At 69.9% G+C, this 25,249-nt stretch carries 22 protein-coding genes, 2 tRNA genes and 1 pseudogene; 7 read left to right on the forward strand and 18 right to left on the reverse strand.

The features are described from left to right. Positions 1-335: 335 nt before the first annotated feature. Positions 336-411 (reverse strand) — tRNA-Lys (locus JMF97_RS02720). A 186-nt stretch (positions 412-597) separates the two neighbouring features. On the opposite strand from JMF97_RS02720, the gene JMF97_RS02725 reads away from it, so the two are divergent. After that, on the forward strand, positions 598-1,851 hold the full coding sequence (locus JMF97_RS02725) for a L,D-transpeptidase (protein ID WP_203220058.1): 1,254 nt from the start codon (positions 598-600) through the stop codon (positions 1,849-1,851). 125 nt (positions 1,852-1,976) lie between these two features. Continuing rightward, positions 1,977-3,287 carry a L,D-transpeptidase gene (locus JMF97_RS02730; protein WP_203220059.1) on the forward strand — a complete coding sequence of 437 codons (1,311 nt, stop codon included), beginning with the start codon at positions 1,977-1,979 and terminating at the stop codon, positions 3,285-3,287. A gap of 101 nt (positions 3,288-3,388) precedes the next feature. On the opposite strand, the gene JMF97_RS02735 is transcribed toward JMF97_RS02730, so the two are convergent. From JMF97_RS02735 to orn, 12 genes are all read right to left on the reverse strand, one after another. Continuing rightward, positions 3,389-4,135: a GntR family transcriptional regulator gene (locus JMF97_RS02735; protein ID WP_203220060.1), complete on the reverse strand. Its 747-nt coding sequence runs from the start codon at positions 4,133-4,135 to the stop codon at positions 3,389-3,391. A gap of 82 nt (positions 4,136-4,217) precedes the next feature. After that, positions 4,218-5,420, reverse strand: coding sequence for a dipeptidase (locus tag JMF97_RS02740; RefSeq protein ID WP_203220061.1), 1,203 nt, complete (start codon positions 5,418-5,420; stop codon positions 4,218-4,220). A 35-nt stretch (positions 5,421-5,455) separates the two neighbouring features. Continuing rightward, entirely contained in the window at positions 5,456-6,445 is a 990-nt protein-coding gene (locus JMF97_RS02745; RefSeq protein WP_013731909.1) for an ABC transporter ATP-binding protein, read from the reverse strand. Then, a complete protein-coding gene (locus JMF97_RS02750; protein WP_203220062.1) occupies positions 6,429-7,412 on the reverse strand; it encodes an ABC transporter ATP-binding protein in 984 nt (327 codons plus the stop codon). The genes JMF97_RS02745 and JMF97_RS02750 overlap by 17 nt, the downstream gene beginning before the upstream one ends. Further along, complete coding sequence (locus tag JMF97_RS02755) at positions 7,409-8,245, reverse strand: alpha/beta fold hydrolase (RefSeq protein ID WP_203220063.1); 837 nt, start codon at positions 8,243-8,245, stop codon at positions 7,409-7,411. Before JMF97_RS02755 ends, JMF97_RS02750 begins: the two co-directional genes overlap by 4 nt. Beyond that, on the reverse strand, positions 8,242-9,423 hold the full coding sequence (locus JMF97_RS02760) for a M24 family metallopeptidase (protein ID WP_203220064.1): 1,182 nt from the start codon (positions 9,421-9,423) through the stop codon (positions 8,242-8,244). The genes JMF97_RS02755 and JMF97_RS02760 overlap by 4 nt, the downstream gene beginning before the upstream one ends. 3 nt (positions 9,424-9,426) lie before the next feature. Further along, positions 9,427-10,308: an ABC transporter permease gene (locus JMF97_RS02765; protein ID WP_307816738.1), complete on the reverse strand. Its 882-nt coding sequence runs from the start codon at positions 10,306-10,308 to the stop codon at positions 9,427-9,429. A gap of 49 nt (positions 10,309-10,357) precedes the next feature. Continuing rightward, a complete protein-coding gene (locus JMF97_RS02770; protein WP_203220065.1) occupies positions 10,358-11,311 on the reverse strand; it encodes an ABC transporter permease in 954 nt (317 codons plus the stop codon). Positions 11,312-11,342: 31 nt separating this feature from the next. Further along, positions 11,343-12,965 (reverse strand): ABC transporter substrate-binding protein, encoded by a 1,623-nt coding sequence (locus tag JMF97_RS02775; protein WP_238358695.1) that lies wholly within the window; start codon positions 12,963-12,965, stop codon positions 11,343-11,345. A gap of 2 nt (positions 12,966-12,967) precedes the next feature. Further along, complete coding sequence (locus JMF97_RS02780; protein ID WP_203220066.1) at positions 12,968-14,170, reverse strand: dipeptidase; 1,203 nt, start codon at positions 14,168-14,170, stop codon at positions 12,968-12,970. Positions 14,171-14,576: 406 nt separating this feature from the next. Then, positions 14,577-14,649, reverse strand: a tRNA-His gene (locus tag JMF97_RS02785). Between the two features lie 89 nt (positions 14,650-14,738). Then, entirely contained in the window at positions 14,739-15,329 is a 591-nt protein-coding gene (gene orn / locus JMF97_RS02790) for an oligoribonuclease (RefSeq protein WP_081476034.1), read from the reverse strand. 72 nt (positions 15,330-15,401) lie between these two features. Here orn and JMF97_RS02795 point away from each other — a divergent pair, with 72 nt between their 5' ends. Continuing rightward, positions 15,402-16,697: a glycosyltransferase 87 family protein gene (locus JMF97_RS02795; protein ID WP_412101291.1), complete on the forward strand. Its 1,296-nt coding sequence runs from the start codon at positions 15,402-15,404 to the stop codon at positions 16,695-16,697. A gap of 346 nt (positions 16,698-17,043) precedes the next feature. On the opposite strand, the pseudogene JMF97_RS32300 reads toward JMF97_RS02795, so the two are convergent. The 3 genes and pseudogenes from JMF97_RS32300 to JMF97_RS02810 all read right to left on the reverse strand — a co-directional run. Continuing rightward, positions 17,044-17,418: pseudogene (locus JMF97_RS32300) on the reverse strand (hypothetical protein); the annotation flags it as partial. 824 nt (positions 17,419-18,242) lie between these two features. Then, positions 18,243-19,016: a YcnI family copper-binding membrane protein gene (locus JMF97_RS02805; RefSeq protein WP_203220068.1), complete on the reverse strand. Its 774-nt coding sequence runs from the start codon at positions 19,014-19,016 to the stop codon at positions 18,243-18,245. Positions 19,017-19,030: 14 nt separating this feature from the next. After that, complete coding sequence (locus JMF97_RS02810) at positions 19,031-20,695, reverse strand: copper resistance CopC/CopD family protein (RefSeq protein ID WP_203220069.1); 1,665 nt, start codon at positions 20,693-20,695, stop codon at positions 19,031-19,033. A 135-nt stretch (positions 20,696-20,830) separates the two neighbouring features. On the opposite strand from JMF97_RS02810, the gene JMF97_RS02815 reads away from it, so the two are divergent. From JMF97_RS02815 to JMF97_RS02830, 4 genes are read left to right on the forward strand one after another with little or no spacing between them, the layout of a single operon-like run. Further along, positions 20,831-21,436 (forward strand): sigma-70 family RNA polymerase sigma factor, encoded by a 606-nt coding sequence (locus JMF97_RS02815; protein WP_307816739.1) that lies wholly within the window; start codon positions 20,831-20,833, stop codon positions 21,434-21,436. After that, on the forward strand, positions 21,433-21,921 hold the full coding sequence (locus JMF97_RS02820) for a MauE/DoxX family redox-associated membrane protein (protein ID WP_013731895.1): 489 nt from the start codon (positions 21,433-21,435) through the stop codon (positions 21,919-21,921). Before JMF97_RS02815 ends, JMF97_RS02820 begins: the two co-directional genes overlap by 4 nt. Next, positions 21,914-22,630 carry a DsbA family protein gene (locus JMF97_RS02825; RefSeq protein WP_203220070.1) on the forward strand — a complete coding sequence of 239 codons (717 nt, stop codon included), beginning with the start codon at positions 21,914-21,916 and terminating at the stop codon, positions 22,628-22,630. Before JMF97_RS02820 ends, JMF97_RS02825 begins: the two co-directional genes overlap by 8 nt. Next, a complete protein-coding gene (locus JMF97_RS02830; RefSeq protein WP_307816740.1) occupies positions 22,627-23,736 on the forward strand; it encodes a hypothetical protein in 1,110 nt (369 codons plus the stop codon). Before JMF97_RS02825 ends, JMF97_RS02830 begins: the two co-directional genes overlap by 4 nt. On the opposite strand, the gene JMF97_RS02835 is transcribed toward JMF97_RS02830, so the two are convergent. After that, a complete protein-coding gene (locus tag JMF97_RS02835; protein WP_203220072.1) occupies positions 23,717-24,481 on the reverse strand; it encodes an energy-coupling factor ABC transporter ATP-binding protein in 765 nt (254 codons plus the stop codon). The two genes, JMF97_RS02830 and JMF97_RS02835, sit on opposite strands and share 20 nt — an antisense overlap. Next, positions 24,478-25,248 (reverse strand): cobalt ECF transporter T component CbiQ, encoded by a 771-nt coding sequence (gene cbiQ / locus JMF97_RS02840; RefSeq protein WP_203220073.1) that lies wholly within the window; start codon positions 25,246-25,248, stop codon positions 24,478-24,480. The genes JMF97_RS02835 and cbiQ overlap by 4 nt, the downstream gene beginning before the upstream one ends. Position 25,249: the final 1 nt, after the last annotated feature.

A 25,249-nucleotide genomic window follows, 5' to 3' on the forward strand; every position in this document is an offset into this window, starting at 1 on the left:
CGACAGGGGGCCTTTCCCTGCCTTATTCCCGATAAGGCGACGCGATCGGCCCGCAGAGCACACGCTCTGCGGGCCGATTTGGTGCTCCGCCGGACAAAGGAGGCTGACTATGAACACCACTGTCACGCGCGCAGCGCGCGCCGCCCACGATGTCGAGCCCCGGACGGCGTAGCGTCAGCTGTTGTACCAGCGCCGTAGTCGACGGCGGCGAGGATCAGGTCGTGTCGCAGCGGTCGGAGGTCTTCCACCCGACGATCCGCGCTGGTGGGGTCCCATCCGGGCCCCACTCATGATCAAGGCCGCATAGCCAGTTGGCTATGCGGCCTGATCAGAGGTGGTGCGCCGCCAGGGACTCGAACCCCGAACCCGCGGATTAAGAGTCCGCTGCTCTGCCAGTTGAGCTAGCGGCGCTCGTTGGCAACGGGGAGAACACTAGCATGGCCCGCGAACCGGGTTCCAATCCGATCCCCGGGTCGTCCCTTCGGACGACCTTGTGCGGACATTTGGCACCAAGCACGCACAAGGCTTGGGACGGGCTGATGCCGGATGGCTCTGGTACGGCACGATGTCCGCCAGGTGCGTGAGACAGGGGTGGGGATGGGCAGGTTCGCGCGGACCGGGACGTTGCTGGGTGCTCTGGGCCTGGTGGCGTCGCTGGCGTTGTCGGGTTGCAGCGGCGATTCGAGTGGTGCCCAGTTCGTGGAGGGTACGCAGCCGGCGACGACCGGTTCGGCGGCTCCGGGCACCCCTGAGGTGACCGCTGGGCCGCCGTTGACGGTGAGCCCGGCCGACGGTGCGAAGGACCGCCCGGTCAGCGCGGAGATCGGGGCCAAGCTGCCGGACGGAGGCAAGGTCACGTCGGTGACGTTGACCACCGACAACGGCAAGAAGGTCAAGGGCAAGTTGCGGACGGACGGCTCCTCGTGGGTGCCGTCGGCGCCGTTGAAGTGGTCGACGCGCTACACGGCCACGGTGACCGCGAGCCAGCCGGACGGCTCGGTCAGCGAGGGCACCAGCACGTTCACCACGATGGCCAAGCCCGCCTCGGTGATCAATTCCGGGTTGTACCTGTTCGACGACCGGACGTACGGGGTGGCGATGCCGGTGGTGGCGGAGTTCCACCCGGGCATCGCGAAGAAGGACCGGGCGAAGGTGCAGAAGCGGATGTTCGTGCAGACGGATCCGCCGCAGCCGGGTGCCTGGCACTGGGTGAGCAACGGCACCCAGGCGTACTACCGGGCGCCGGAGTTCTGGAAGGCGGGCACGAAGATCTCCGTACGCATCGCGCTGGCCGGCATTCCGCTGAGCAACGGTCGGTACGGCAACGTCGACCGGACCGCCACCGCCAAGATCGGCTCCGCCTTCGAGATGAAGGTGACGAACTCCGACAAGCAGATGCGGGTGTACGAGAACGGCAAGCTGATCAAGACGCTGCCGGTGAGCCTCGGCAAGACGAAGACTCCTTCCTCCAGCGGCACCCTGGTGGTGATGGAGAAGAAGGAGGCGACGGTCTTCGACACGATGGACGACCCCGACCCGGAGAACCGCTACGTCACGGACATCCAGTTCGCCCAGCGCATCACCTGGGGTGGCGAGTACATCCACGCCGCGCCCTGGTCGGAGCACGTGCAGGGGAGGCAGAATGTCTCCCACGGCTGCGTGAACGTCTCGATGGCGAACGCCAGGTGGCTCTTCGAGCGTACGAAGATCGGCGACCCGATCACCATCACCGGCACCGAGCGTAAGTTGGCAGCCGGGAACGGGTGGACGGCGTGGGATCTGAGCTGGGCGGAGTTCGTCAAGGGCAGCGCGCTGCCGGTGCCGGACGGTGGTGCCGGTCCGGCTTTGTGACCGGGCCGAATATGTCACTATCCGGACATCCGCTTTCAGGTGTTTCGGTTCACCCTGTGCAACGGGTACGTGAGCTGATGCGTCTGTGATGTGGATGGGCAGCGGACCACGACTGTGAGGACACCATGCGAGTTCGGGACCAGCGCAACCGGCGGCGGGGGGTGCTCGCCGCGGGGATGCTCGCCGTGGCGTTGGCGCTGACCTCCGCCTGCACGGGCGGCGGTAATGGCGGCGACAACGCGCCGGGCTGGCAGGGCGGAGCCGATCAGCCGGCCGCGAAGGCGTCGGTGACCATCAGCGAGCCGGCCGCGGACGCGACGAACGTGCCGGCGGCCACGGCCATCACCTTCGCCACCGAGCAGGCCGAGGAGACCTCGGTCGAGTTGACCGACTCCGCCGGCAAGAAGGTCAAGGGCACCCTGGCCAAGGACGGTAAGAGCTGGTTGCCGTCGAAGGCGCTGTCGTACGGCGAGTCGTACACCGCCACCGTCACCGCGACCGGGGACGACGGCCTTCCGGTGACCGCCACCAGCGCGTTCACCGTGATGAAGCAGCCGAGCAAGCAGGTCCGGATCACCAGCTTCCTCGGTGACGACCAGACCGTCGGGGTGGCCATGCCCCTGATCGTGAAGTTCGGTCGGGCCATTCCGGAGCAGTACCGGCCCGAGTTGCAGCGGCGGATGACGGTGACCTCGTCGCCGGCCCAGGAGGGCATCTGGCACTGGGTCAGCCCCACCGAGGTCCGCTACCGGCCGAAGGAGTTCTGGCAGGCCGGGAGCAAGGTGTCGTACCGGGTGCAGGCCGGTGGGCTGCCGCTGGGCGACGGCTGGTACGGCCGGGCGGACCTGACCGTCGACATCAAGATCGGCCCGAAGCTGGTCATGACTGTGGACAACAGCACCAAGCGGATGGTGGTCACCCGCGACGGCGAGACGATCAAGACGATTCCGGTGAGCCTGGGCAAGAAGAGCACCCCGTCGTCCAGCGGCACGATGGTGGTGATGGAGAAGCTGCGCAAGACGGTCTTCGACACGTTCGACGAGCTGGGCCCGGAGGACGGGTACCGCACGAAGATCGACTACGCCCAGCGGTTGACCTGGGGTGGCGAGTTCATCCACGCCGCGCCGTGGTCGGAGGGGCAGCAGGGCACCACGAACGTCTCGCACGGCTGCGTGAACGTCTCGATGGCCAACGGTGCCTGGCTGTTCAACAACACCCGGGTCGGTGACCCGATCGTGGTGAAGGGCACCGAGCGCAAGCTCCAGCTCGGCAACGGCTGGACGGACTGGAACGTCAGCTGGGAGCAGTACGTCAAGGGCAGCGCCCTGCCGTACGAGCCGGCCGACGACGAAACCGCCGACGACGAGGCCGCAGACGAGGAGACGACCGAGGACGAGGCGGCCGATCCGGACGTCACGGCCAGCGCCACCCCCTGAGCCTGCCGCGCAGAATCAGCTGCTGCGCCCCATCGAGCCGACGCCCGGGTACCGGTCAATCACCGGTACCCGGGCGTCGGGCCGTTGTCGGAGCAGCATGGTCACCGGCTGGGCTGCGGGTCCCCACCTCGGCTGAGCTTCAGGGTCAGCACGTCGGTGCGTACCGTGAAGTGCCCGTGGAAGAGGGCGGCGCCGTTGCTGCCGTACCCGATCTGGGTTGCGGTGATCAACGGATGCCCGAGCGCGACGCCGAGCCGGGCCGTCGACTCCTCGTCGGCGAGGACGGCGGCGAGTTCGATCTCGGCCCGGCACACCGGCATGCCGGTGGCGCTGGCCAGGAACTCGAACATGTCCAGGTCGATGCTGACCAGCCCGGACGGGTCGAGGTCACGGCCGTCGAAGCTCAACGGCAGGTGGTCACGGATCCAGGCGGCGGGGACGCCGTCCACGGCGAAGAGACGGTCGACCCGCCACACCGGTGCCTCCGGCGCCAACCCGAGGACCTTCGCGCAGTCAGGCGGGCAGGTGGCCCGGCTGACTGCGGCGTCCTGAAGGGTCGGCCGGTGGCCGGAAGCGGTGATCCGGTCCCGCAGCGCGGTGACGTCGCTGATCGACACCGGCACCCGCTCGGCGCCGTCGTGCACGAAGGTGCCGATCCCCCAGGTACGGGTCACCACTCCCTCGGCCGCGAGCTGGCCGAGCACCTCGCGTACGGTGGCCCGGCTGACCTCCAGCCGCTCGGCCAGGTCCCGCTCGTTGGGCAGCTTGTCGCCCGAGTGGAACTCACTGCCGATCAGCTCCCGGAGTCGGCCGTGCGCCGCTTGTAGCGCGGTTTCGCGCCGAGCCATCCGCCCTCACCTCATCGTTCCCGCCGTCGACGGCCTAGGGAGTTTAGTTCGTCGGTGCCCGCCCGGCCGATCGGCCGGAAGGTCACCAGACCTGCTCAAGCACCCTGATCGTGTTGCCGCCGATCACCTTGGCAATCTCGTCGTCGGAGTAGTCGTGCTTGACCAGCCAGCCGACGATGTTGCCGAACGCCTCGCCCGGGTTCTCCAGTCCGGACACGTACTCCACCCGCGGGTGCTCCGGCCGGTTGCCGGCATCGTGGGCGTAGTTGCCGGCGTAGGTGTTGTGCACCCCGACGTGGTCACCGAACATCGTGTCCGGACCGAACGTCACGTGGTCGATGCCGACCAGGTCGACGCAGTACGTGAAGTGGTCCATCACCGACTCGATCGAGTGGTGCTTGTGTGCCTCGGAGAGCGTGGTGTGCGGGGCGGCCTCGATGCCGATCACGCCACCGCGCTCGGCGCAGGCCCGGATCACCTCGTCCGGCTTCATCCGGGAGGTGTCCCACACCGCGCGGGCACCGGCGTGGGTGATGAACACGGGCACCCGGCTGGCCTCGATGACGTCCAGACAGGTCTGGTCGCCGGAGTGCGAGATGTCGATGGCGATACCGAGCTTGTTCATCCGGTCCACCGCGCGCCGCCCGAAGTGGGTCAACCCACCGTCGTGCTTCTCCGACAGACCACCGCCGAGCATGTTCGCCTGGCTGTAGGCGATGCCGAGCTGGCGGACACCGAAGCCGTACAGGATGTCGATGCGGTCCAGTTCGTTCTCGATCGGGCTGCTGCATTCCAGGCCGGCGACCAGGGCCAGCCGGCCGTCCCGCTTGGCCGCGTGGATGTCGGCCAGCGAGGTGGCCAGGAAGACGTGGTCCTGCTTGTAGAGGTCACTCATCCGCATCCCGAGGGCGTAGATGAGGTCGTTCCACTTCCAACCGTTCTCGCTTGTCACGCAGGAGGCGCCGGCCATGAAGTTGTCGAAGACGGCGGTCAGGCCGGAGCGGGCCAGGCCCTCGTAGCCGGTGCGCTGGCGCGCGGTCCGGTTGTAGGCGCGCAGCTCACGGACGTCCTCGGGCAGGATCACCGGGTGCTCGTGCAGCGAGATGGCGGTGTGCTCGGTGAGCAGCCGGGTCACCCGCGCACGCTGGGCGTCGGTCAGTCCGAGGTCGTGCTCCGGCACCCGACCGACTTCCTTGGCCAGCGCGAACACCCGGTAGTCCGAGTGCGGCTCCAGGTACGAGTACGACCTGTGGCCCTGGTACCGGGGGGCGGGATCTAGCAGCAAGACACCTTCTCCTTGTCAGGACGGGTAGCCGGCCGTCACGCGGCCAGCGGATAGTGGCAGGCGACCGGATGTGCTCCGGCGGCCAGCGGGGGTTCGGTCGTGGCGCAGGTGTCGGTGGCCTGCCAGCAGCGGGTCCGGAACCGGCAACCCGACGGCGGGTTGACCGGGCTGGGCGGGTCACCGGCCAGCAGGATCCGCTGCCGCTGTCGGCGGCCGGCCGGGTCGGGCACCGGCACCGCGGAGAGCAGCGCGCTGGTGTACGGGTGCTTGGGCGACTCGTACAGGTCGATCTCCGGCCCGGTCTCCACCAGCTTGCCGAGGTACATCACGGCGACCCGGTCGGAGATGTGCCGCACCACCGACAGGTCGTGGGCGATGAAGACGTACGCCACGCCCAGCTCGTCCTGGAGGCGTTCCAGCAGGTTGACCACCTGGGCCTGGACGGAGACGTCAAGTGCGGAGACCGGCTCGTCGCAGACGATCACGTCGGGGTTCAGGGCCAACGCCCGGGCGATGCCGATGCGTTGGCGCTGACCGCCGGAGAACTGGTGCGGGTAGCGGTCCAGGTGCAGGCTGGCGTCGAGGCCGACCAGGTCCAGCAGTTCCTTGATCCGCTCGACCCGGCGGCGGCGGTCCAGCACGTCCGGGTGGATCTCGAAGGGCTGGAGCAGGATCTCCCGGATCGTCCGGCGCGGGTTCAACGAGGTGTACGGGTCCTGGAGCACGATCTGGATCCGCCGGCGCAGCGCCCGCAGCTCCCGCCCCTTGGCCTGGTGCACCACCGACTTGCCGAAGCGCACCGCGCCGGAGGTGGGCTGCTCCAGCCCGACCAGCATCCGCGCGAGGGTGCTCTTGCCGCAGCCGGACTCCCCCACCACGCCGAGGGTCTCGCCGCGGCGCAGGTCGAAGGAGACCCCGTCGACGGCCTTGACGACCCCGCCGGAGACGAACGGGATGCGTCCCTTGACGGGGAAGTGCTTGACCAGGTTCTCGACCCGTAGCACCACGTCATCGCTGGGTGGCACCGAGCACCTCCTCGTGGTGGTGGCAGGCGCTGGCCCGGTGGGCCGGCAGCGCGTGCAGCGGCGGCAGGGTCACCAGGCATTCGTCGGTGGCCCGGGGGCAGCGCAGGTGGAAGGGGCATCCGGTGGGCAGCCGGGCCGGGTTCGGCGGGGCGCCGGGAATCGCGTAGAGCTGCTCGTCGCGCCGGTCCACCCGGGGCATCGAGGCGAGCAACCCTTCGGTGTACGGATGCGCCGGCCCGGCGAAGATCTGCTCGACCGTGCCGCGTTCGACGATCCGGCCGGCGTACATCACCGCCACCTCGTCGGCGACCTCGGCCACCACACCCAGGTCGTGGGTGATCAGCAGCAGGCCCATGCCGCTGTCCCGTTGGATCTCCGCGAGCAGCTCCATCACCTGGGCCTGCACGGTCACGTCCAGGGCGGTGGTGGGTTCGTCGGCGATCAGCAGGTCCGGTTCCAGGGAGATGGCCAGCGCGATCATGATGCGTTGGCGCATGCCGCCGGAGAACTGGTGCGGGTAGTCGCGCAGCCGGTCCTTGGCCGCCGGGATGCGTACCCGGTCGACGAGTTCGATGGCCCGGCGGCGGGCGTCGGCGCGGGACATGCCCCGGCGTACCCGCAGCACCTCCATGATCTGGTGGCCGATGGTGAAGACCGGGTTTAGGGCGGCCATGGCGTCCTGGAACACCATGCCGATCTCCTCGCCGCTGATCCGCTCCCGCTGCTTGCGGGGCAGACTGAGCAGCTCCCGGCCCTGCAACCGGACCGATCCGCTGACCGTGGCGGGCGGTACGTCGAGGATGCCCATCACCGCCTGCGCGGTGACGCTCTTGCCGGAGCCGGACTCGCCGAGGATGGCCAGGGTCCGTCCGGAGTCGACTTCGAGCGACACCCCGTTGACCGCGTTGACCGGCCCGCTGTGACCGGGGAACGCGACCCGCAGGTCGTCGATCTCCAACAGGCTCATCGCAGTACTCCGGCTCGGTGCAGGAAGTCCCGCACCACCTGCTGGAACAGCTCGGGCTCCTCCAACTGCGGGGAGTGGCCGGAGTTCTCGAAGACCACCAGCTCACCGTTGGGCACCAGGTCGGCGATGACCTGCGAGGCCTCCACCGGCGTACGCCAGTCGTGCCGGCCCACGGTGACCAGGGTCGGGCAGGTGATCGAGGGCAGCTTCGGCTTGAGGTCGTACCGGGGCATGTTCTGCCCGAAGGCGGCGTTGTGGGTGCGGTAGTGGAAGCGGGTGGCGGCGAGCCGCGCCTCGTCCTTGGCCGGGTCGTGCTGGTGGTCGTAGAGCGGCAGGATGGCCCGCCAGTACTCGCGCAGCTGCTCGTTGCTCTCGAACCGGCCGGTGCCGATCCGGTCGATGACCCACTCCGGGATCACCGACCGATCGGTGTTGCGGGCCCGCTCCACCGCCAGGTAGTCGTGCGAGGTGTCCGCTGCGGTGTCCCGCAGCACCAGCGCGGAGACCCGGTCGGGGTGCGCGATGGCGTACTCCATGGCGATGAAACCGCCGTACGAGCCGCCGGCCATGACGATCTTCTCGTAGCCGAAGTGCTCCCGGATCGCGTCCACGTCGGCCACCCACTGCTCGTGGGTGAAGGGCTCGTCGTCGCTGGACTCGCCGGAGCCCCGGGCGTCGAAGACGATGACCCGCAACCGGTCGGAGAAGGGACCGAAAGACCGCTTCGGTTCGCTGCGCGAGCCCAGACCCGGTGCGCCGTGGTGCACGATCATCGCCGGGCCGTCCTCGGGGCCGAACGCCTCGACGACCAGTTCCGCTCCGTTGATTTTCACCGGACCCCCTCGATGATGTTGGACGCCAGGTCGCGCGGGTAGCCGGTGAGCCGGCGCGGACCGTCCTGCTGCACCAGGACCGTGTCGGAAATGCGGTAACCGGCGTGCCCGGGCACGTAGACACCGGGTTCGCTGGAGAGCAGCATCCCGGGGGCGAGCACGGTGTGATCGCCGTCCTCGACCCACGGCGCCTCGTGGTTCTGCAGCCCGATGCCGTGCCCCTGCCGGTGCCGGATGTAGTCCCCCAGCCCCTGGTCACGCAGCACGTCCAGGCAGATCTTGTTGACCTCGGCGCAGGTCCGCCCGGCGACCATCGCCTGGGTGCCCACCTCCTGCGCCTGCCGGTCGGCCTCGTAGTAGCGCACCTGTTCGGCGGTGGGCTCACCGATGATGAAGGTCCGTTCGCTCTCCACGAAACGGCTGGCCACCGCCGCGCCGAGGGAGAGGATCAGGGTGTCGCCCGGCCGTACCCGTCGACGGGTCGGCAGGCCGTGCGGCAGCGCCGAGTTCGGGCCGGCGTAGACAAGTCCCCCGGCCAACTTGGTGGTGTAGACGACCAGGTCGTAGTGGGCGTACATCTGATCGGTGCCGTAACCGATCACGTGCCGGGCGATCTCGTCCTCGCGGGGCAGCGGGCCACCGGAGGCCAGCGCCTCCTCGATCAGAGCGCGCCCGGCGGCGAGCATCTCGTCGCAGATCCGGGCGGCGGCCTCGTGGAACGGGATCTCCTCGGGGAACTTGCACAGTCGCAGCTTCGCCACCGCGTCGGTGGTGACCAGTTCCGCACCGCCGATGGCCCCGGACAACGCCCGGAACGCGGCCACCGACACCCCGGCGCTCACCCCGATGCGGCGGCCCGCCCCACCGGGCCGCGACAGGGCGGCGGCCAGGGTCTCCTCAGCGCTGACCACACCCGGGTACTCGAAGTAGGTGACCATCGGCAGGGTCACCCCCTGCTGCGCGGCGTACTCCTCGTCGAGGCGGGGGATGACCAGCAGCGGCTCACCCTCGCGGGGCATCCACAGGTAGACCGGTCGCTCGGTGGCGATGTAGAAGAAGCCGCTGAGGAAGGCGACCTCCGGCGGCGAGGTGGCCAGGTAGCCGTCCAGGCCACGCTCGTCGAGCGCCTCGCTGAGTCGGGTACGGACGCTTGTGTAGAAGCTGTCGGGAAGTCGCACTGGTCAGCCTCCGTTGCGGCGGGGGTCACGGGAGTCGTTGAACCGCATTCCGGCGAGGGTCGCGGCGAGCACCAGCAGCAGGATCGCCAGGGACGGGAAGAGGGTCTGCCACCAGGCGATCGCGATCGTGCCGCTGCGCTGGGCGTTGAGCAGGATCCGCCCCCAGGACCAGGCGTCCGGGTCGCCGAGGCCGAGGAAGCTCAGGCCGGCCTCGGAGATCACCGCCCGGGAGGCGGTGAGCAGCACGCTGACGATCATCAGCGAGACGACGGCGGGCAGGATCTCGCGGGTGACGATCCGCCAGCCGGTGGCGCCGAGCACCCGGGCCCCGTCGATGTACGGCATCGCGCTGATCACCAGCCCCTGCGAGCGGATCAGCCGGGCCACCTCGGGCCAGGCGAAGAACCCGATGATCAGGGTCAGGGTCACCACGCTGGGGCTGACCACCGCGGCCAGCATGATCATCAGGGGCAGGGTGGGCAGCGCCAGCATCACATCGGTGATCACCGTGGCGACCGCGTCGATCGGCCGGAAGTACGCCGCCGCCAGCCCGATCGTGGTGCCCAGCACGATCGCGATCAGCGAGGCGGCCAGACCGATCACCAGGCTGGTCCGGGTGCCCCAGACCACCTGGGCGAAGACGTCCTGCCCGAGGTCGTCGGTGCCGAACCAGTGCGCGCCCGACGGCGACTGCAACACATCCGGGCCGGCGCCGCTGGGCTCGTCGGCGATCAACGGCGCGAAGACCGCCATCAGCACCATCGTCAGCAGCACCAGCACCGACAGCGCCACGGTGGGCTGCCGCAGGTAACCCAGCAAGGAGGACCGCTTGGAGGCCGTCGGCGCCGACGGCGGTGCCGGCTCGGTCAGCACAGGGGCACTCACGGCACCCTCCCTTCGTTCACGGTGGCGGGGACGCGCACGTCTGCGGCGCTCACAGGCGGATGCGGGGGTTGAGGACGGCGTAGAGCATGTCGGTCAGGGCGTTGGCGAACACCACCGTGACGGCGAGCATGATGAATGCGCCCTGGATCACCGGGTAGTCCTGCTGACCCACCGCCTCGTAGATCAGGCGGCCGACCCCGGGATAGGCGAAGACCGTCTCGGTCAGCACCGCGCCGCCGACCAGCGTGCCCAGTTGCAGGCCCATCAGGGTCAGCGCCGGCAGGATCGCGTTGCGCAGACCGTGCTTCCAGACCCGCCGGCGGGCCGACAGGCCCCGGGCCTGGGCAGCCCGGATGTAGTCCTCACCGAGGACCTCGATCATGTTGGTCCGCAGCGTCAGCGCGTACGGGCCGAGTTGCACCAGGACCAGGGAGAGCACCGGCAGCACCAGGTGGTGGGCCAGGCTCAGGTAGGCGCCCAGTCCCCGGGTGTCCGGGTCGATCGCCCCACCGATCGGGAACCAGCCGAGCTGGGCGCCGAAGAAGACCAGCAGCAGGATCGCGACGCTGGGCACGAAGAGCGCGTTGGCGCTGATGCCGAAGCCCTGTAACGCCCGGTCGAGCCACTTGCCCCGGTTGACCGCGGCGGTCACCCCGATCGGGATGCCCACCGCGACGGTCAGGACGAACGCGCTGCCGGCCAGCAGCAACGTCCAGGGCAGGCGGTCGACGATGATGTCGGTGACCGGTTGGATCTGCCGGAACGAGATGCCCAGGTTGCCCTGGACCAGCTCGCGCAGGTACGACACGTACTGCTCCCACAACGGCCGGTCCAGGCCGTACGTCTTGAGCAGTGCCGCCTGCATCTCCGGCGTCATGTCGCCCTCGACCATGAGGGTCGTGGGGTCCCCCGGCAGCAGCCGGAGCAGGAAGAACGTCGAGGTGATCGCGATCCACACGGTCAGGACGGCCTTCAATGCCCGGCTGAGCACGAAACGCACCACGGGGGACCCCTCCTTTCCCTCTGGTTGGGGGTTACTTGACCGGAGTGACCTGGGCCAGCGAGTACGCGGTCACCATGCCGAGCAAGTCCGACGGCGACGGGACGAAGCCGGTGAACTTGCTGGCGTTGTAGGCGAACTGGAAGTTCTCCACGTACAGCGGGGTCAGGTACGCCTGCTCGTGCACGACCTTGTCGATGTTCTTGATCTTGGCCTTGAACTCTTCGGGGTCGGTGGTGCCGGCCGCGTCGTTGATCAGGGCGTCCATCTCGGCCGACTCGAGCAGGTTGTAGTTGATGCCACCCGGGTTGCTGGACAGGTAGGTGCTGCGCAGCTGGTCCATCGGGTTGTCGAACACACCCCACTGGGAGGCGTCGATGTCGTACTCACCGTTCTTGGTGCGGGTGAGGAAGGTGTTGCGCTCGACGCACTCGTTCTCCAGCTTGATGCCGGCCTTGGCCGCGCTCTCCCGGAAGAGCTGCACCACGCGGGTGATGTTGGCGTTGGACTGGTCGCAGGCCACACCGAAGGAGAGCTCGTCGAAGAAGCCGTCGTTGTTGGCGTCCTTGTAGCCCGCCGCGCTCAGCTTGGCCTTCGCGCCCTCGGGGTCGAACGGGTACGGCTGGAGCTCGGTGTTGTCGTACTCCGAGAAGATCGGCGAGATCGGACCGGCCATCTGCTGGCCGTCACCCTGAAGCACCGCGGAGATGATCGCCTTGGTGTCCACCGCCATCGACAGCGCCTGCCGGACCTGCTGGTCGGCCAGGTACTTGTTCTTCATGTTGTAGGTCAGGTGCGCGAAGCCGAGCGCCCCGACCTTCTCCAGCTTGATCTTGTCGTCGCCCTCGAAGGTCTTCGCCGCCGAGATCGGCACCGGCGTACCCATCAGGTCGATGTCGCCGTTGCGCAGCGCCAGCATCATCGTGTTCACGTCCGGGTAGACCCGGTACTCGACCTGGCTGACCGCGGCCTTGCCACCCGGCGCGAGCGGGTAGTGCTCGTTGCGCTTCATCACGTAGCGCTGGCCCTTGGTCACGCTGTCCAGGACGAACGGTCCGGCGCCGACCCAGTTCGAGTCGTTGGCGAACTTGGAGAGGTCACCGGCCGGCTCGAAGATGTGCTTCGGCACGACGGACATCCAGAAGCCGACGCCCTCGGCGAACGGCGCGTACGGCTGGGAGAGCTTGAACTTGACAGTGGTCGCGTCCGGCGCCTCGATCGACTCGACCCAGGTCAGCTTGGCGGCGACGTTGCCGAGCTTGTACTCCATGATCTTCTCGGCGCTGAACTTCACGTCGTCGGCGACCACCGGCTTGCCGTCGGACCACTTGAAGTCGTCGCGCAGCACGAAAACGGCGGTCTTGCCGTCGTCCTCGTAGCGGTACTCCTTGGCCAGCTCCGGGGACTTCTTCGCGTTCTCGTCGATCCGCAGCAGGTGCGGGTACATCGCGTTGAGAATCCACGAGTCGGTCTTGCTGAGCGACTGGAGCGGGTTGAAGTTGCTCACGTCGGTGGTGGTGCCGATCCGCAGCACCGTGTCCGACGACGAGTTGCTGGACGACGAGTTGTTGTCCTCGTTAAGGCCGCAGCCAGACACACCCAGCGTGGCCACCACGCCGAGCGCGACAGCGAGCCGCCAACGACCCTTCACTGCCATTTTCACCAAACCTCCTGAAGAACCCGGATGATGTTGCCGCCGATGACCTTGGCGATCTCGTCGTCGGAGTAACCGTGCGTGACCAACCACCCGACGATGTTGCTGAAGCACTCCGCCGGGTTCTCCATGCCGCTCACGTACGGAACCCGCGGGTGGTCCACCACCCCGTGGGCCTTACCGATCGCCAGGTGCTGGGTAAAGCTGTCGTGCAGGCCGACGTGGTCACCGAAGTTGGTGTCCGGGCCGAACGCGACGTGGTCGATGCCGACCAGCTCCACGCAGTACGTGAAGTGGTCCATCACCGACTCGATCGAGTGGTGTGGGTGGTCCGCCGAGAGGGTGGTGTGCGGAGCGGCCTCGATGCCGATCACGCCACCGCGCTCGGCGCAGGCCCGGATCACCTCGTCCGGCTTCATCCGAGGGGTGTTCCAGACCGAGCGGGCACCGGCGTGGGTGATGAACACCGGCACCCGACTCGCCTCGATCACGTCCAGCGAGGTCTGGTCGCCGGAGTGCGAGATGTCGATGGCGATACCGAGCTTGTTCATCCGGTCCACCGCGCGCCGCCCGAAGTGGGTCAGCCCGCCGTCGCGGTCCTCGGAGAGGCCGGAACCGAGCATGTTCGCCTGGCTGTAGGCGATGCCCATCTGGCGTACGCCGAAGCCGTAGAGGATGTCGATCCGGTCCAGCTCGTTCTCGATCATCGTGGCCGCTTCCAGGCCCGCCACCAGGGCGATCTGGCCGTTGCGCTTGGCCTCGAAGATCTGTTCCAACGTGGTCGCCACCACCACGTGGTCCTGCTTGGCGATGTCGGCGAAGCGCAGACCGATGTCGTAGATGACGTCGTCCCACTTCCAGGCGTGCTCACTCGTCACGCAGCCGGTGCCGTTCATGAAGTTGTCGAACACCGCGGTCAGACCGGAGCGGGCCAGGCCCTCGAAGCCGAACGAGTTGCGGCCGGTGCGGTTGTAGTCGCGCAGCTGAGACACGTCGGCCGGCAGGATCTTCGGGTGCTCGTGCAGCGAGATGGCCATGTGCTCCTGAAGCAGCCGGGCCACCCGGGCGTACTGCTCGGCGTTGAGACCCAGATCGTGCTCCGGCACGCGGCCGAGCTGCGGAGCCAGCTCGAAGACCTTGTAGTCCACGTGCGGCGTCAAGTAGTCGAAGGACTGGTATCCGGCGTACCGGGGGGCGGGTTCCTGCACTCGTCAACTCACCTCGTCAGTTAAGAGGCACGAGGAATGAGGTCCGACCTCATGCCTTGCTGCAACCTACCGAGGAAAGTTCAGGTCAGGTAAGACTCCGTGATCAGTTCGTTATCCGAAACGAGCAAGGTTCCCGCAGGTCAGGACGGATATTCGGGCGGCCGATGCGGCGGACGCCGAACACCTGAGACCGGCCGACCGAACAGCGGATCGCGACCGACCGGATCACCGATGATTGGTAGGTGGTCAGACCATTGGCGCTGGAACTGGTGGCGGACAGGGCGGACCACACCGCCGAGATGGTCTGACCTTGGCGCGACGGCACCACTCGCCCTGGGCACCCACACAAAAAGCTCAGGCCCCCTGCGAGAGGGGGCCTGAGCTTGTGGATCTGATCCACTGACTGGGTGACTGATGGGAATTGAACCCACGACAACCGGGACCACAACCCGGTGCTCTGCCAACTGAGCTACAGCCACCATGCCGCCACGCCCGGTCTGCGCCCGAGCGGTGCGAAGAAATCATACCCCCACCACTGTCGAGCGCGTCCAGCGGGTTGCGGGGTGGTTCAGAGGCCGGCCGCGATGCCCTTGGCGGTGTCCACGTCCGGCCCGGGCAGCGGCACGAAGATGGTGCGCCGGTAGTACTCCAGCTCCCGGATGCTCTCCCGGATGTCGGCCAGGGCCCGGTGCGCCAGGCCCTTCTGCGGCTGACCGAAGTACACCCGGGGGTACCAGCGCCGGCACAGCTCCTTGATCGAGGACACGTCGATCATGCGGTAGTGCAGGTGGGCGTCGAGGCGGGGCATGTCCCGGGCGATGAACCCCCGGTCGGTGGCGATGGAGTTGCCACACAGCGGGGCGGTACGGGGATCCTTCACGTGCCGGCTGACGTAGTCGAGCACCATGTCCTCGGCCTCGGCCAGGGTGACCGTGGAGCGGCGTACCTCCTCGGTGAGCCCGGACTTGCCGTGCATCGTCCGGACGATCTCCGGCATGGCGTCCAGCGCCGCGTCGTCCGCGTGGATCACCACGTCCACGCCGTCACCGAGCACGTTGAGATCAGGATCGGTGACCAACGCGGCGACTTCGATCAGCTTGTCGCTGCCGAGGTCCAGCCCGGTCATCTCACAGTCGATCCAGACAAGAAGATCAGCCACCGGGACAGCCTACGCGCAGCCCAAGCCTCGTGGCTGCACGCCGCCGGGCCGAGCGACCGCTAGGGTTTTCCCGTGCCCGCCGATCCCGCCACACCCCGCACCGCCGATGTAGCGGACCCTGGTGCCCGCCGGGACCGCCGGATACTCAGCGTGTTGGTTGTCGCGGCGGCACTACCGGCCCTCTACCTGCCCGGCAGGGTGCACAACTTCTTCGATCTGAAGATCTACATGTCGGCGATGGACTGGTGGGCCGCCGGCAACCCGCTCTACGACTACGTGCAGCCCGATCGGGTGCAGGGCGAGTTGTACTTCACCTATCCCCCGTTCGCCGCCCTCCTGCTGCTGCCCTTCGGTCACCTCAAGCTCGGGATCACGGCCGCGATCTTCACCGGGTTGACCCTGTTGGGCGTACTGGTCACCACGAAATGGCTGCTCGATCCGGTGATCCGCCGACACCGGCTGCCGTACCTGTTCACCCTGGCGGTGGGGGCGCTGTTCGTCCTGGGGGTGGAGAGCACCCGGGAGACCATCACCTTCGGCCAGATCAACATGCTGCTGGTAGTGCTGATCCTGGCCGACCTGCTGTTCGCCGTACCCCGGGACAGCCGCTGGGCCGGCGTGGGCATCGGGTTGGCGGCGGCGCTCAAGCTGTTCCCCGGCATCTTCGTGGTCTACCTGCTGGCGACCCGGCGGTGGCGGGCCGCAGCGGTGGCGACCGCGACCGCCGCCGGAGCGACCCTGCTCGCCGCCGCCGTCGCGCCCGGAGACTCGTGGCGCTTCTGGACGCACGAGTTGTGGGCCACCGACCGCGTCGGCCGCACCGACTACACCGGCAATCAGTCGCTGTTCGGGCTGCTGAGTCGGCTCTCCGCCCCGGAAGATCCGAGCCGCCTGATCTGGCTGCCGCTGGTCGCGGCGACCGTCGGGTACGGACTGTGGCGCGCCGTACGCGCCTCGCAGGCCGGTGACGCGCTGACCGGCCTGACCCTGACCGGCCTGGTGGCGGCGCTGATCAGCCCGATCACCTGGACCCACCACATCTACTGGTTCATTCCGGCGGTGGTGATCCTGATCGACGCAACCCTGAGCACCAACCCACGCACCGCCGAGGGAGCACGCCGCCGCCGTCGACTGGCCGCCGTCGCCGTCGGCACCAGCGCCATCATCGTGTACGGGGTGGTCTCCTTCTACGACTGGGGAATCGCCCCGACACCGACCGACACCCCCTGGGAATTCGTCGGACGCAACGCATACGTGCTGCTCTGCCTACTCCTCCTCGCCGTCCTCCCCATCCGTACCCGCACCGGCACCAAGCCCACAAAATCCCCCCACCCCACCACCCACCCCAAAACCCCCATCCCCCGATAAGCACCCGTCGCGCCCGCTCCGTTGCACCCCGCCCGCCCCGCCTCGTCGATCTTGCACTTTCGGTCGCTCCTATACGGCTTATGCCCCCTTCGCCCCGACGAGAAGTGCATGATCGCGGAGGCAGGGATGGTGCCCGCCACGCCCCGCCCGACCAACCCCGTCGATCTTGCACTTTCAGTCACCGATGCGCGTCTTATACCGCCTTTGCCCCGACAGAAAGTGCAAGATCGCGGGGGCAAGGGGTGCCTGCGAGAGCTAGCTCGGGACGCTGCGGCGAGCGGGCGCGGCGTGGGGGCGTGGGTGTGGGTGTGGGTGTGGGGTGTGAAGGTGTGTCGGGTCGGGGGTGTTAGTGGGGTGGGGCTGGGGGGCGTAGGGGGTGGTGGGGGGCGGGGAGGTCGGCGAGGGTCTGGGGGCGGGGTACGGGGGCTATTGCTCGGGTGGCGGGCAGGGTGCTGCTGCCCACCGCGACGAGTTGTCGCTCGGCGAAACGGTTCGGGGGCGGGGCCCCGAGGCCGCTGAGCGAGCTGATTCCGAGGCGGCCGGCGAGGATCGGCACCTGGTCCGGCTCGACCACGATGATCACCTCGCGGGGGCGTACCGGGCGCAGCAGGAGCAGCGCGGCGACGATCACCAGCAGCATGCCGGCGGTCAGCGAGCCCCAGGTGGCCGGGGCCAGCCAGCCGGGGCGTACCTCGGCTCGCAGGTCCAGGGTCAGGTCGGCGCGACCGTCGGTGCGCATCAGTACCAGGCTGAGTCGCTGCCCGGCCAGCTCGTCGGGGGTCCATTCCAGGGTTCCGTTGCCGGCGCGGGTCCAGAAGGTCTGCGCGCCGGGTCCGGCCGGTACGGTCGGCCGCTCGCCGTCGGACGGGGTGACCGGTGTCAGGCGGACCGGCAGCGGGCCCCGGGCCAGCGCCATCCGCTCGACGACGGCGTACGGCGCGCCGGCCAGCCAGCGTCGTACCTCGTCGGCGGGGGCCAGGCCGACGAAGGCCGGGCCGTCATGGGTGCGGGCGTCCAGTCGCATCCGGGCCTCACCGACGCCGGCGAGCGGCACCTCCTGGCGTACCAGCTCGTCGAGGTCGGTCACCACCACCGCGTGCCCGGTGGTCTGCACGGTCTCGAAGCGAGCCGCGTAGGCACCACCCGGGTCGGCGTGACCGGTCAGCAGGCCGAGCGCGGCAGCGCCGACCAGCGCGGTGATGCCGACGGCCAGCAGCAACATTCCGGCCAGCGTCCACACGAAACGCATCCGCCATATCCCTCTCCGTAGCCAACTACCCGGCCGACCTTACCCACGACGAACGGCTGATCAGTGGATATCCGGCAGGCACGCGGAGAAGACCTGTCGGACCACCAGCCAGAGAGCCAGGGGAGACCGCAGGAGGCAGGACGGCAGCGGAGACGTGGAGACAGCGAGGAGAGCGGAGACAGCGGGAAACGAAGACGGCAGCAGAGACGGTGAGGACAGCGGGAACGAAGAGGGCGGCGGAGACGGCGAGACCCGCCGGAGGATGCCGGCGGGTCTCGTGGTGGGCGGGGTGGGGGTCAGGGGGCCGCCGTCGCCTCGCCGCCCTGGCCGGGACCGCCGACCCGTCGGGTACGCGCGAATGCCAGGCCGCCCAGCACCAGCCCGGCGAGCCCGGCCACCAGCCCGGCGACGCCAAGCCCGACCGCGAGCCCGTTGCCGTCCTCGTCGTCGTCCTCGGCTGCCTGGGCGGGTGCGCCGGGCGATGCGGTGGGCGCCTCGGTCGGGGCCGCCGTCGACGTCGCGGCGGTGAGGGTGAGCACCGGTGCCGGGGTGGCCGGCTCCTCGCCACCGGGCTGCGGCTCGTCGATCCAGCGCACCACGCCGCCGTCGGAGTAGGTCTGCAGCGCCTTGAAGACCATCTGGTCCACGTCGGGCAGCGGGCCCATGGAGACCGGGAACTCCTGGAAGGTGCCCGGGGCGATGGCCGCCGCGGCACCCTCGGCCGTCCAGGTAATCTTGGAAATCACCTCGGAGATCTCGGCGCCGTGCACCTGCACCGGCGGGTCGACCTTGCGCTTCTCCACCGCGACGGTCCAGCCCGGCACCGGCATGGTCGACACCGAGCCGACCGGGGCGTTCTCCGGCAGGAAGATCTCCAGCTTGGTGGTCGAGGCCTCGTCACTCTCGTTCGGCACCCGGAACGCGAAGCGACCGTAGCCGCCCTGTTTCGCCTCGCTCGGGCTGATCGACACGTGCGCCGACGCGGGCGCCGCGAAACCGAACACGGCCGTGGCGACGGTGCCGAGCGTCAGGGCGACGATGGCACCCACGGTACGCCGGTGACGGATCATCGATGGAACCCTCTCTATCGGATGGACACGGTGGCGGTCACCGTGGCCTGGTCGATCTCGGTGGTACGAGCGGTCACCCGCAGTTCCCACTCGCCTGCCGACGGCAGGTTGATCTCGCCGGTGGCGTGGTTGTCGGTCAGGGGCAGCAGCGGTACGTCGATCGCCTCGATACCGGCCGACGGCAGTGCGACGGTGGCCTTCCACTCCTTGATCGGCAACGGCTGGTTGTCGAGCGTGTAGGCGTAGAAGTGCACCGAGTTGTTGCCCCGTTGGGCGGGTGCCATCTCGATCTGCATCGAGTAGAGGCTGCTCTGCACGGTGGTGGTGAAGTAGCCGCTCTCGGCACCGGCCACGTCGGCGCCGGCGGTACGGGCCGGCGGGGTCTGCACCAGCACCGAGGTCACCGCGAGCACGACCGCGGTGACGGCCAACTCGACCCAGACGGCCCGGCGCATCGGTGCCGGTCGGCTGGCCGCGATCCGCTTGCGGACCAGGTGCCGGGAGTACGCGGCGACCGCGATCACCAGCGCGAAGAGCCCGACCTTGGCCAGCACCAGCCGGCCGTACGTGGTGTTCACCAGGGCCGCCGGGGTGGCCACCTCGATCAGGGCCTGGACGATGCCGGCGAGCAGCAGCGCCGACACCGCCAGGGCGGCCCACCGTGACCAGATCGGCAGGATCGCGCCCAGCTCCCGTTCGTCGGCGCGGGGCAGCAGGAACACCACGAGCATCACCAGGCCACCCAGCCAGACGGCCATGCTGCCCAGGTGCACCGCGTCGACGAGCACCGACACCGCCGGGGCGGGCGAGGCGGCCGGGTGCCCGGCCAGCGGCCAGGTGAGCAGCGCCGCCCCACCGAGCACCCCGAGGATGATCAGGTCGGTACGGCCCACCGAGCCGGCGAACAGCGGCCGGAGCAGGACCGCCGCAGCGGCCAGCAGCCCCAACCGGACCAGGTGGGCGGCACCGAACGTGCTGCCGAGCACCAGGCCCAGCCCGGCGCCGGTGATGTCGAACGGGCCGCCACCGTTGGTGTAGGGCACCTGCAACAGGGTCGTCGCGACGGTGGCCAGGGCGACCAGCCCGAGGCCGATCCAGGCCAGCCGGGCCGGCGCGGTCCGGGGCAGCCGACGCGGCCAGAGCAGGGCGAGCACCAGCGTCGCGCCGACCAGCAGGAGCAGTCCGGCGTACCCGACGAACTTGCTGACCTTGACCGCGTTGCTGACCACCGGGTCGGCCCGACTGTCGTTGCCGGCGTCCACCGGCGGCTCGGACGGCGCGCCCACGGAGAAGGTGAACGCCCCGGAGACCGGGTGGCTGTCGGCGGAGATGACCCGGTAGGTGACCAGGTAGGTGCCGTTGCCGGCGGAGTTGTCGACGGGGATGCTCACCACGCTGTCGGCGAAGGTGGGCTCACCCCGGTCGACCCGAGATCCGTCCGGCGCGATCACTCGGATCTTGTCCGGCACCTTGCGGACCGGCTCACTGAAGGTGAGCACCACCTCGGTCGGCGCGTTCGGCACCACGGACGAGGCGGCGGGGCTGCTACTGGAGAGCACGGCGTGCGCCGCGGCCGGGCTCGCCGGAGCGAGCAGCAGGGCCACGACGGTCACCAGCAGACCGGCGGCGGCGGTCAGCCGGGCGAATCGGCGGCGAGGGGCGGCAGTCATGCTGGCCATGCTCGCCGATTCAGGGCCGGGAGTCATGCTCGGGTAGTCGGACGCTGAGGTAAATAAGTTCCCGGCGTGGCGCATTGCATGGGAAGGGCCGAAGGACCCTGCTGCTCAACGCCCTGCCGCGTAACCTGGGTTGTCGTGATCCCCGCCCCACGCGACAGCGCCGCCGCGGCCTCCGACGCGGCCGACCGCCGCGCCCAGGAGTGCCCGGAGACGGCCGACATCGCCACCGTCGCCGCGCTGGCGGCACGCGACGGTGATCCGGCCGCCCAGGCCGACTTCGTCCGGGCCACTCAGGCCGAGGTGTGGCGCTTCGCGGCGGCCCTCGTCGATCCGGACAGCGCCGACGATCTGACCCAGGAGACGTACCTGCGGGCGTTTCGCGCCCTGCCGGCCTTCGAGGGACGTTCCACGGCCCGTACCTGGCTGCTCGGCATCGCCCGGCGGACCTGCGCCGACCACCTGCGCACGGTGGTCCGCCGACGCCGGCTGGCCCAGCGGCTCACCGCCGACGCGTACACCGATGTGCCGCACCCCGACCCGGCCGGGCAGTTCGGCGCGGCCGACCTGGTCCGGCGGCTGCCGACCGAGCGGCGGGGCGCCTTCGTGCTCACCCAACTGCTGGGTCTGTCGTACGCGGAGGCGGCCGCCGTGGAGGGGGTGCCGGTGGGCACGATCCGGTCCCGGGTCGCCCGCGCGCGCAGCGAACTGGTGAACGCCGTCGGTGAGGCGTTGGCCGGGTGAACAGGAAGCTGCTGCCCTGGCTCGGGCTGGTCGTCCGCCTCGGACTGGCCGCCGTCTGGCTGTACGCGGGCGCGACGAAGGTCGGTGACCTGGCCGCCTCCGGCCGGGCGGTGCACGCCTACCAGGTGCTGCCGTACGACGTGTCGGTGGTGGTCGGGGCGGTGCTGCCCTTCGTCGAGCTGGCGCTCGGCGTACTGCTGCTGCTCGGGCTGGCCACCCGACTGGTCGCCGGGGTCTCCGCGGCGCTGCTGGTGGTCTTCATCGCAGGCATCATCTCGGCCTGGTCGCGCGGGCTGGCGATCGACTGCGGCTGCTTCGGCACCGGCGGCGCGCTGCCGCCCGGACAGACCCCGAGCTATCTCCCGGAGATCCTCCGGGATCTGGGTTTCCTGGCATTGGCCGGGTTCCTGCTGATCTGGCCCCGCACGGCCGTCTCGGTGGACGGCGCGCTGACGGGCGAACCGGTGGAGGACGAGGATGAGTAGTCGCAAGGGGCGCAAGGACGCGGCCCGCGTGGTCCGGGAGCAGTTGGCCCGGGAACGGCGGCGCAAGCGGACGCTGTGGGTCTCGATCGGGGCGGTGGCGGTGCTGGTGGTCGCCGGCCTGATCGGCTGGAGCGTCTGGTCCAGTCAGAGTTCCGGAACCTTCGTCGCGCCACCGGGGGCGACCGAGGACGGCACCGGCATCGTGGTCGGCAGCGGGCCGGTGACCATCGACGTGTACGAGGACTACCTCTGCCCGGCCTGCAAGCAGTTCGAGCAGACCAGTGGCGCGACCATCGCGCAGCTGGTCAGCGATGGCAAGGCCCGGGTGGTGTACCACCCGGTGGCCTACCTGAACCGCTTCTCCAGCACCCAGTACTCGACCCGCGCGTCGGCCGCGTCCGGCTGCGCCGCCGAGGGCGGCAAGTTCACCGAGTTCAGCAAGGCGCTGTTCGACAAGCAGCCGCCGGAGAACGGTGCGCAGCTCAGCGACAACGAGCTGATCGACATCGGGGCCGAGGTCGGATTGAACCGCGACAGCTTCGGCAGTTGCGTGCGCGACGGCAAGTTCAAGCCGTGGACCTCGCACGTCAGCGAGGAGGCGACCAAGGCGAACGTCACCGGCACCCCGACCGTCCTGGTCAACGGTGAGCAGGTGCGGGAGTGGACGCCGGAGAACATCACCGCCGCGGTGGAGGCGGCCGGGCGGTGAGCCGTGCCCTGCTGACCCGGGCCGGGCTGCTGCTCGCCGGCATGGTCACCACGCTGATCGCCACCGCCGCCCCGGCGGTGGCGCACGGCGCCGACGCCCCGAACGGGACCGACTACCGGGTCGAGATCGGTGCCGTGGCCCCGGACCGCCCGCACCTTTCGGTACGGGTGATCGAGGCTGGTGCCCGGCTGGAGCTGACCAACACCGGTGACCGGCCGGTGGAGGTGATCGGCTACTCGGGTGAGCCGTACCTGCGGGTGGGACCGGACGGGGTGTACGAGAACACCCGCTCCCCCGCCACGTACCTGAACCGCACCATCGCCGGGGAGACCGTCCTGCCGCCGGAGGTGGATCCGGCCGCCGCACCGCAGTGGCGTCGGGTCGAGTCGGGTTCGACCGCCCGCTGGCACGACCAGCGGGCACTGTGGCGGGAGGCCGGACCGCCCGCCCAGGTCCGCGCCGCACCCGACCGGGAGCATCGGGTACGCGACTGGGTGGTGCCGCTGCGCGACCCGGACGGGCTGGCGGAGATCCGGGGCAGCCTGCACTGGGTGCCGCCGCCGGACGCGTACCCCTGGTGGGTGGTGGCGGTCGTCGGCGCGCTCGCGGTGGGTGCGCTCGGCCTGCTGCCGGCGGCTTCGGCCCCGGGTCGGCGGGCGCTGGTCGGCATTGGCGGTCTGCTGGCCGTCGGCGGGGTGGCGGCCGTGCTGCTCGCGGTCGGCCGGGTGCTGGACGCCGGGGCGACCGGGGTCGGCGCGGTGCTGCTCGGGTTGCTGACCGGGCCGGTGTGGACGCTGCTGTCCGGGCTCGGCGCGCTCGCCGCCGCCGGGTGGGCGGTACGCCGTCGGACCGGTGCCGATTTTCCGCTGGCGCTGGCCGGGGCCTGCCTGGCGTTGTTCGCCGGGCTGACAAACGCGGCCCTGCTCGCCCGGTCCGTCGTGCCGGTGCCGTGGCCACCGACGCTCGCCCGGGTACTGGTGGTCCTGGCCGTCGGGGCCGGGGCGGGGGCGCTGGCCGCCGCCGTCCTGCGGCTGCACGCCGCCGGCCGCGCGGCCACCAGGTCGGCCCCGGCACCCGTGGCGGCGGTCACTTCCGAGCGGGACTGAACGGGTACGGCAGTTCGAGGCGGTGCCGGGCGAGCAGGTCGGTGTCGCCGAGCAGGTCGGCGGTGGGCCCGTCGGCCACGATCCGGCCGCCGTCGAGGATCACCGACCGGTCGCAGAGTTCGAACGCGTACGGCAGGTCGTGGGTGACCATCAACAGGGTCACCGGCAGGGCACGCAGGATGGTGGCGAGTTCCCGCCGGGCCGCCGGGTCGAGGTTCGACGACGGCTCGTCGAGCACCAGGATTTCCGGGTGCATCGCCAGCACGGTGGCCACCGCCACCCGGCGTCGCTGACCGAAGGACAGGTGGTGCGGGGCCCGGTCACGATGCTCGGACATGCCCACCGCGGCCAGCGCCTCGTCCACCCGGGCGGCCAGTTCCGCCCCGCGCAGCCCCAGGTTGGCCGGCCCGAACGCCACGTCCTCGGCGACGGTGGGCAAGAAGAGCTGGTCGTCGGGGTCCTGGAAGACGATGCCGACCCGCCGCCGGATCTCGGCCAGCCGCGCCCGGTCGCTGGTCACCGGCAGCCCGCCGACGCTGACGCTGCCCTCGGTGGCGCTGAGGATGCCGTTGAGGTGCAGCACCAGGGTGGTCTTGCCGGCGCCGTTGGGCCCGAGCAGGGCCACCCGCTCGCCCCGGGCCACCGTCAGGTCCACGCCGTGCAGGGCGACATGCCCGTCCGGGTAGGCGTACCGGACGCCTCGGACGTCGAGGCTGGGTGCGGTCGATGCCACACCGTGAATCATGTCAGTACGGCGGCGGTGGCGGCGACGGTGCCGGCCAGCAGCGGCACGGTCGCCGCGACCAGCCACTGCCCCGTGGTGGCCGCCCCGGCGCCCTGCCACACCGCCGGCATCCGCCCGGTGTAGCCGCGCGACAGCATCGCCAGGTAGACCCGTTCCCCGCGTTCGAAGGCGCGCAGGAACAGCGCCCCGATACCGGCGGCGAAGCCGCGCAGCTGCCACAGGAAGCGCGGGTCGTCGCCCCGCGACATCCGCGCGACCCGCATCCGGCGGGCCTCGCCGACCAGTACGTCGAGGTAGCGCAGCATGAAGGTGGCGATCTGGGTGATAATCTGCGGGCAGCGCAGCCGGTCCAGCCCGACGATCAGGTCACGGGTGGTGGTGGTCGCGGCCAGCAGCAGCGACGCCCAGACCCCGAGCGTGCCCTTGGCGAGGATGTTCCACGCGCCGTAGAGGCCCTCGGCGGAGAGGCTGAGGCCGAGCACGTCGATCCGTTCGCCCGCGCCGATGATCGGCAACGCGAACGCGAACAGCACGAACGGCACCTCGATCGCAGACCGGGTGAGCAGCCATCGGGGGCTCACCCGGGCCAGCGCCGCCACCACCGCAACCAGCAGGGCGTACGCGCCGAAGGCCCAGAACGCCGCCCGGGGGGTGGCGACCACGGCGACGGTGAACGCCACCATCGCCGTGATCTTCACCTCCGGCGGCAGCCGGTGCACCGGCGAGTCGGCGTCCCGGTAGAGCACGTGCGCGTGCCCGGCACCCACC

The sequence above is a fragment of the Micromonospora fiedleri genome (assembly GCF_016774385.1).
GTDB classification, from domain to species: domain Bacteria; phylum Actinomycetota; class Actinomycetes; order Mycobacteriales; family Micromonosporaceae; genus Micromonospora; species Micromonospora gifhornensis.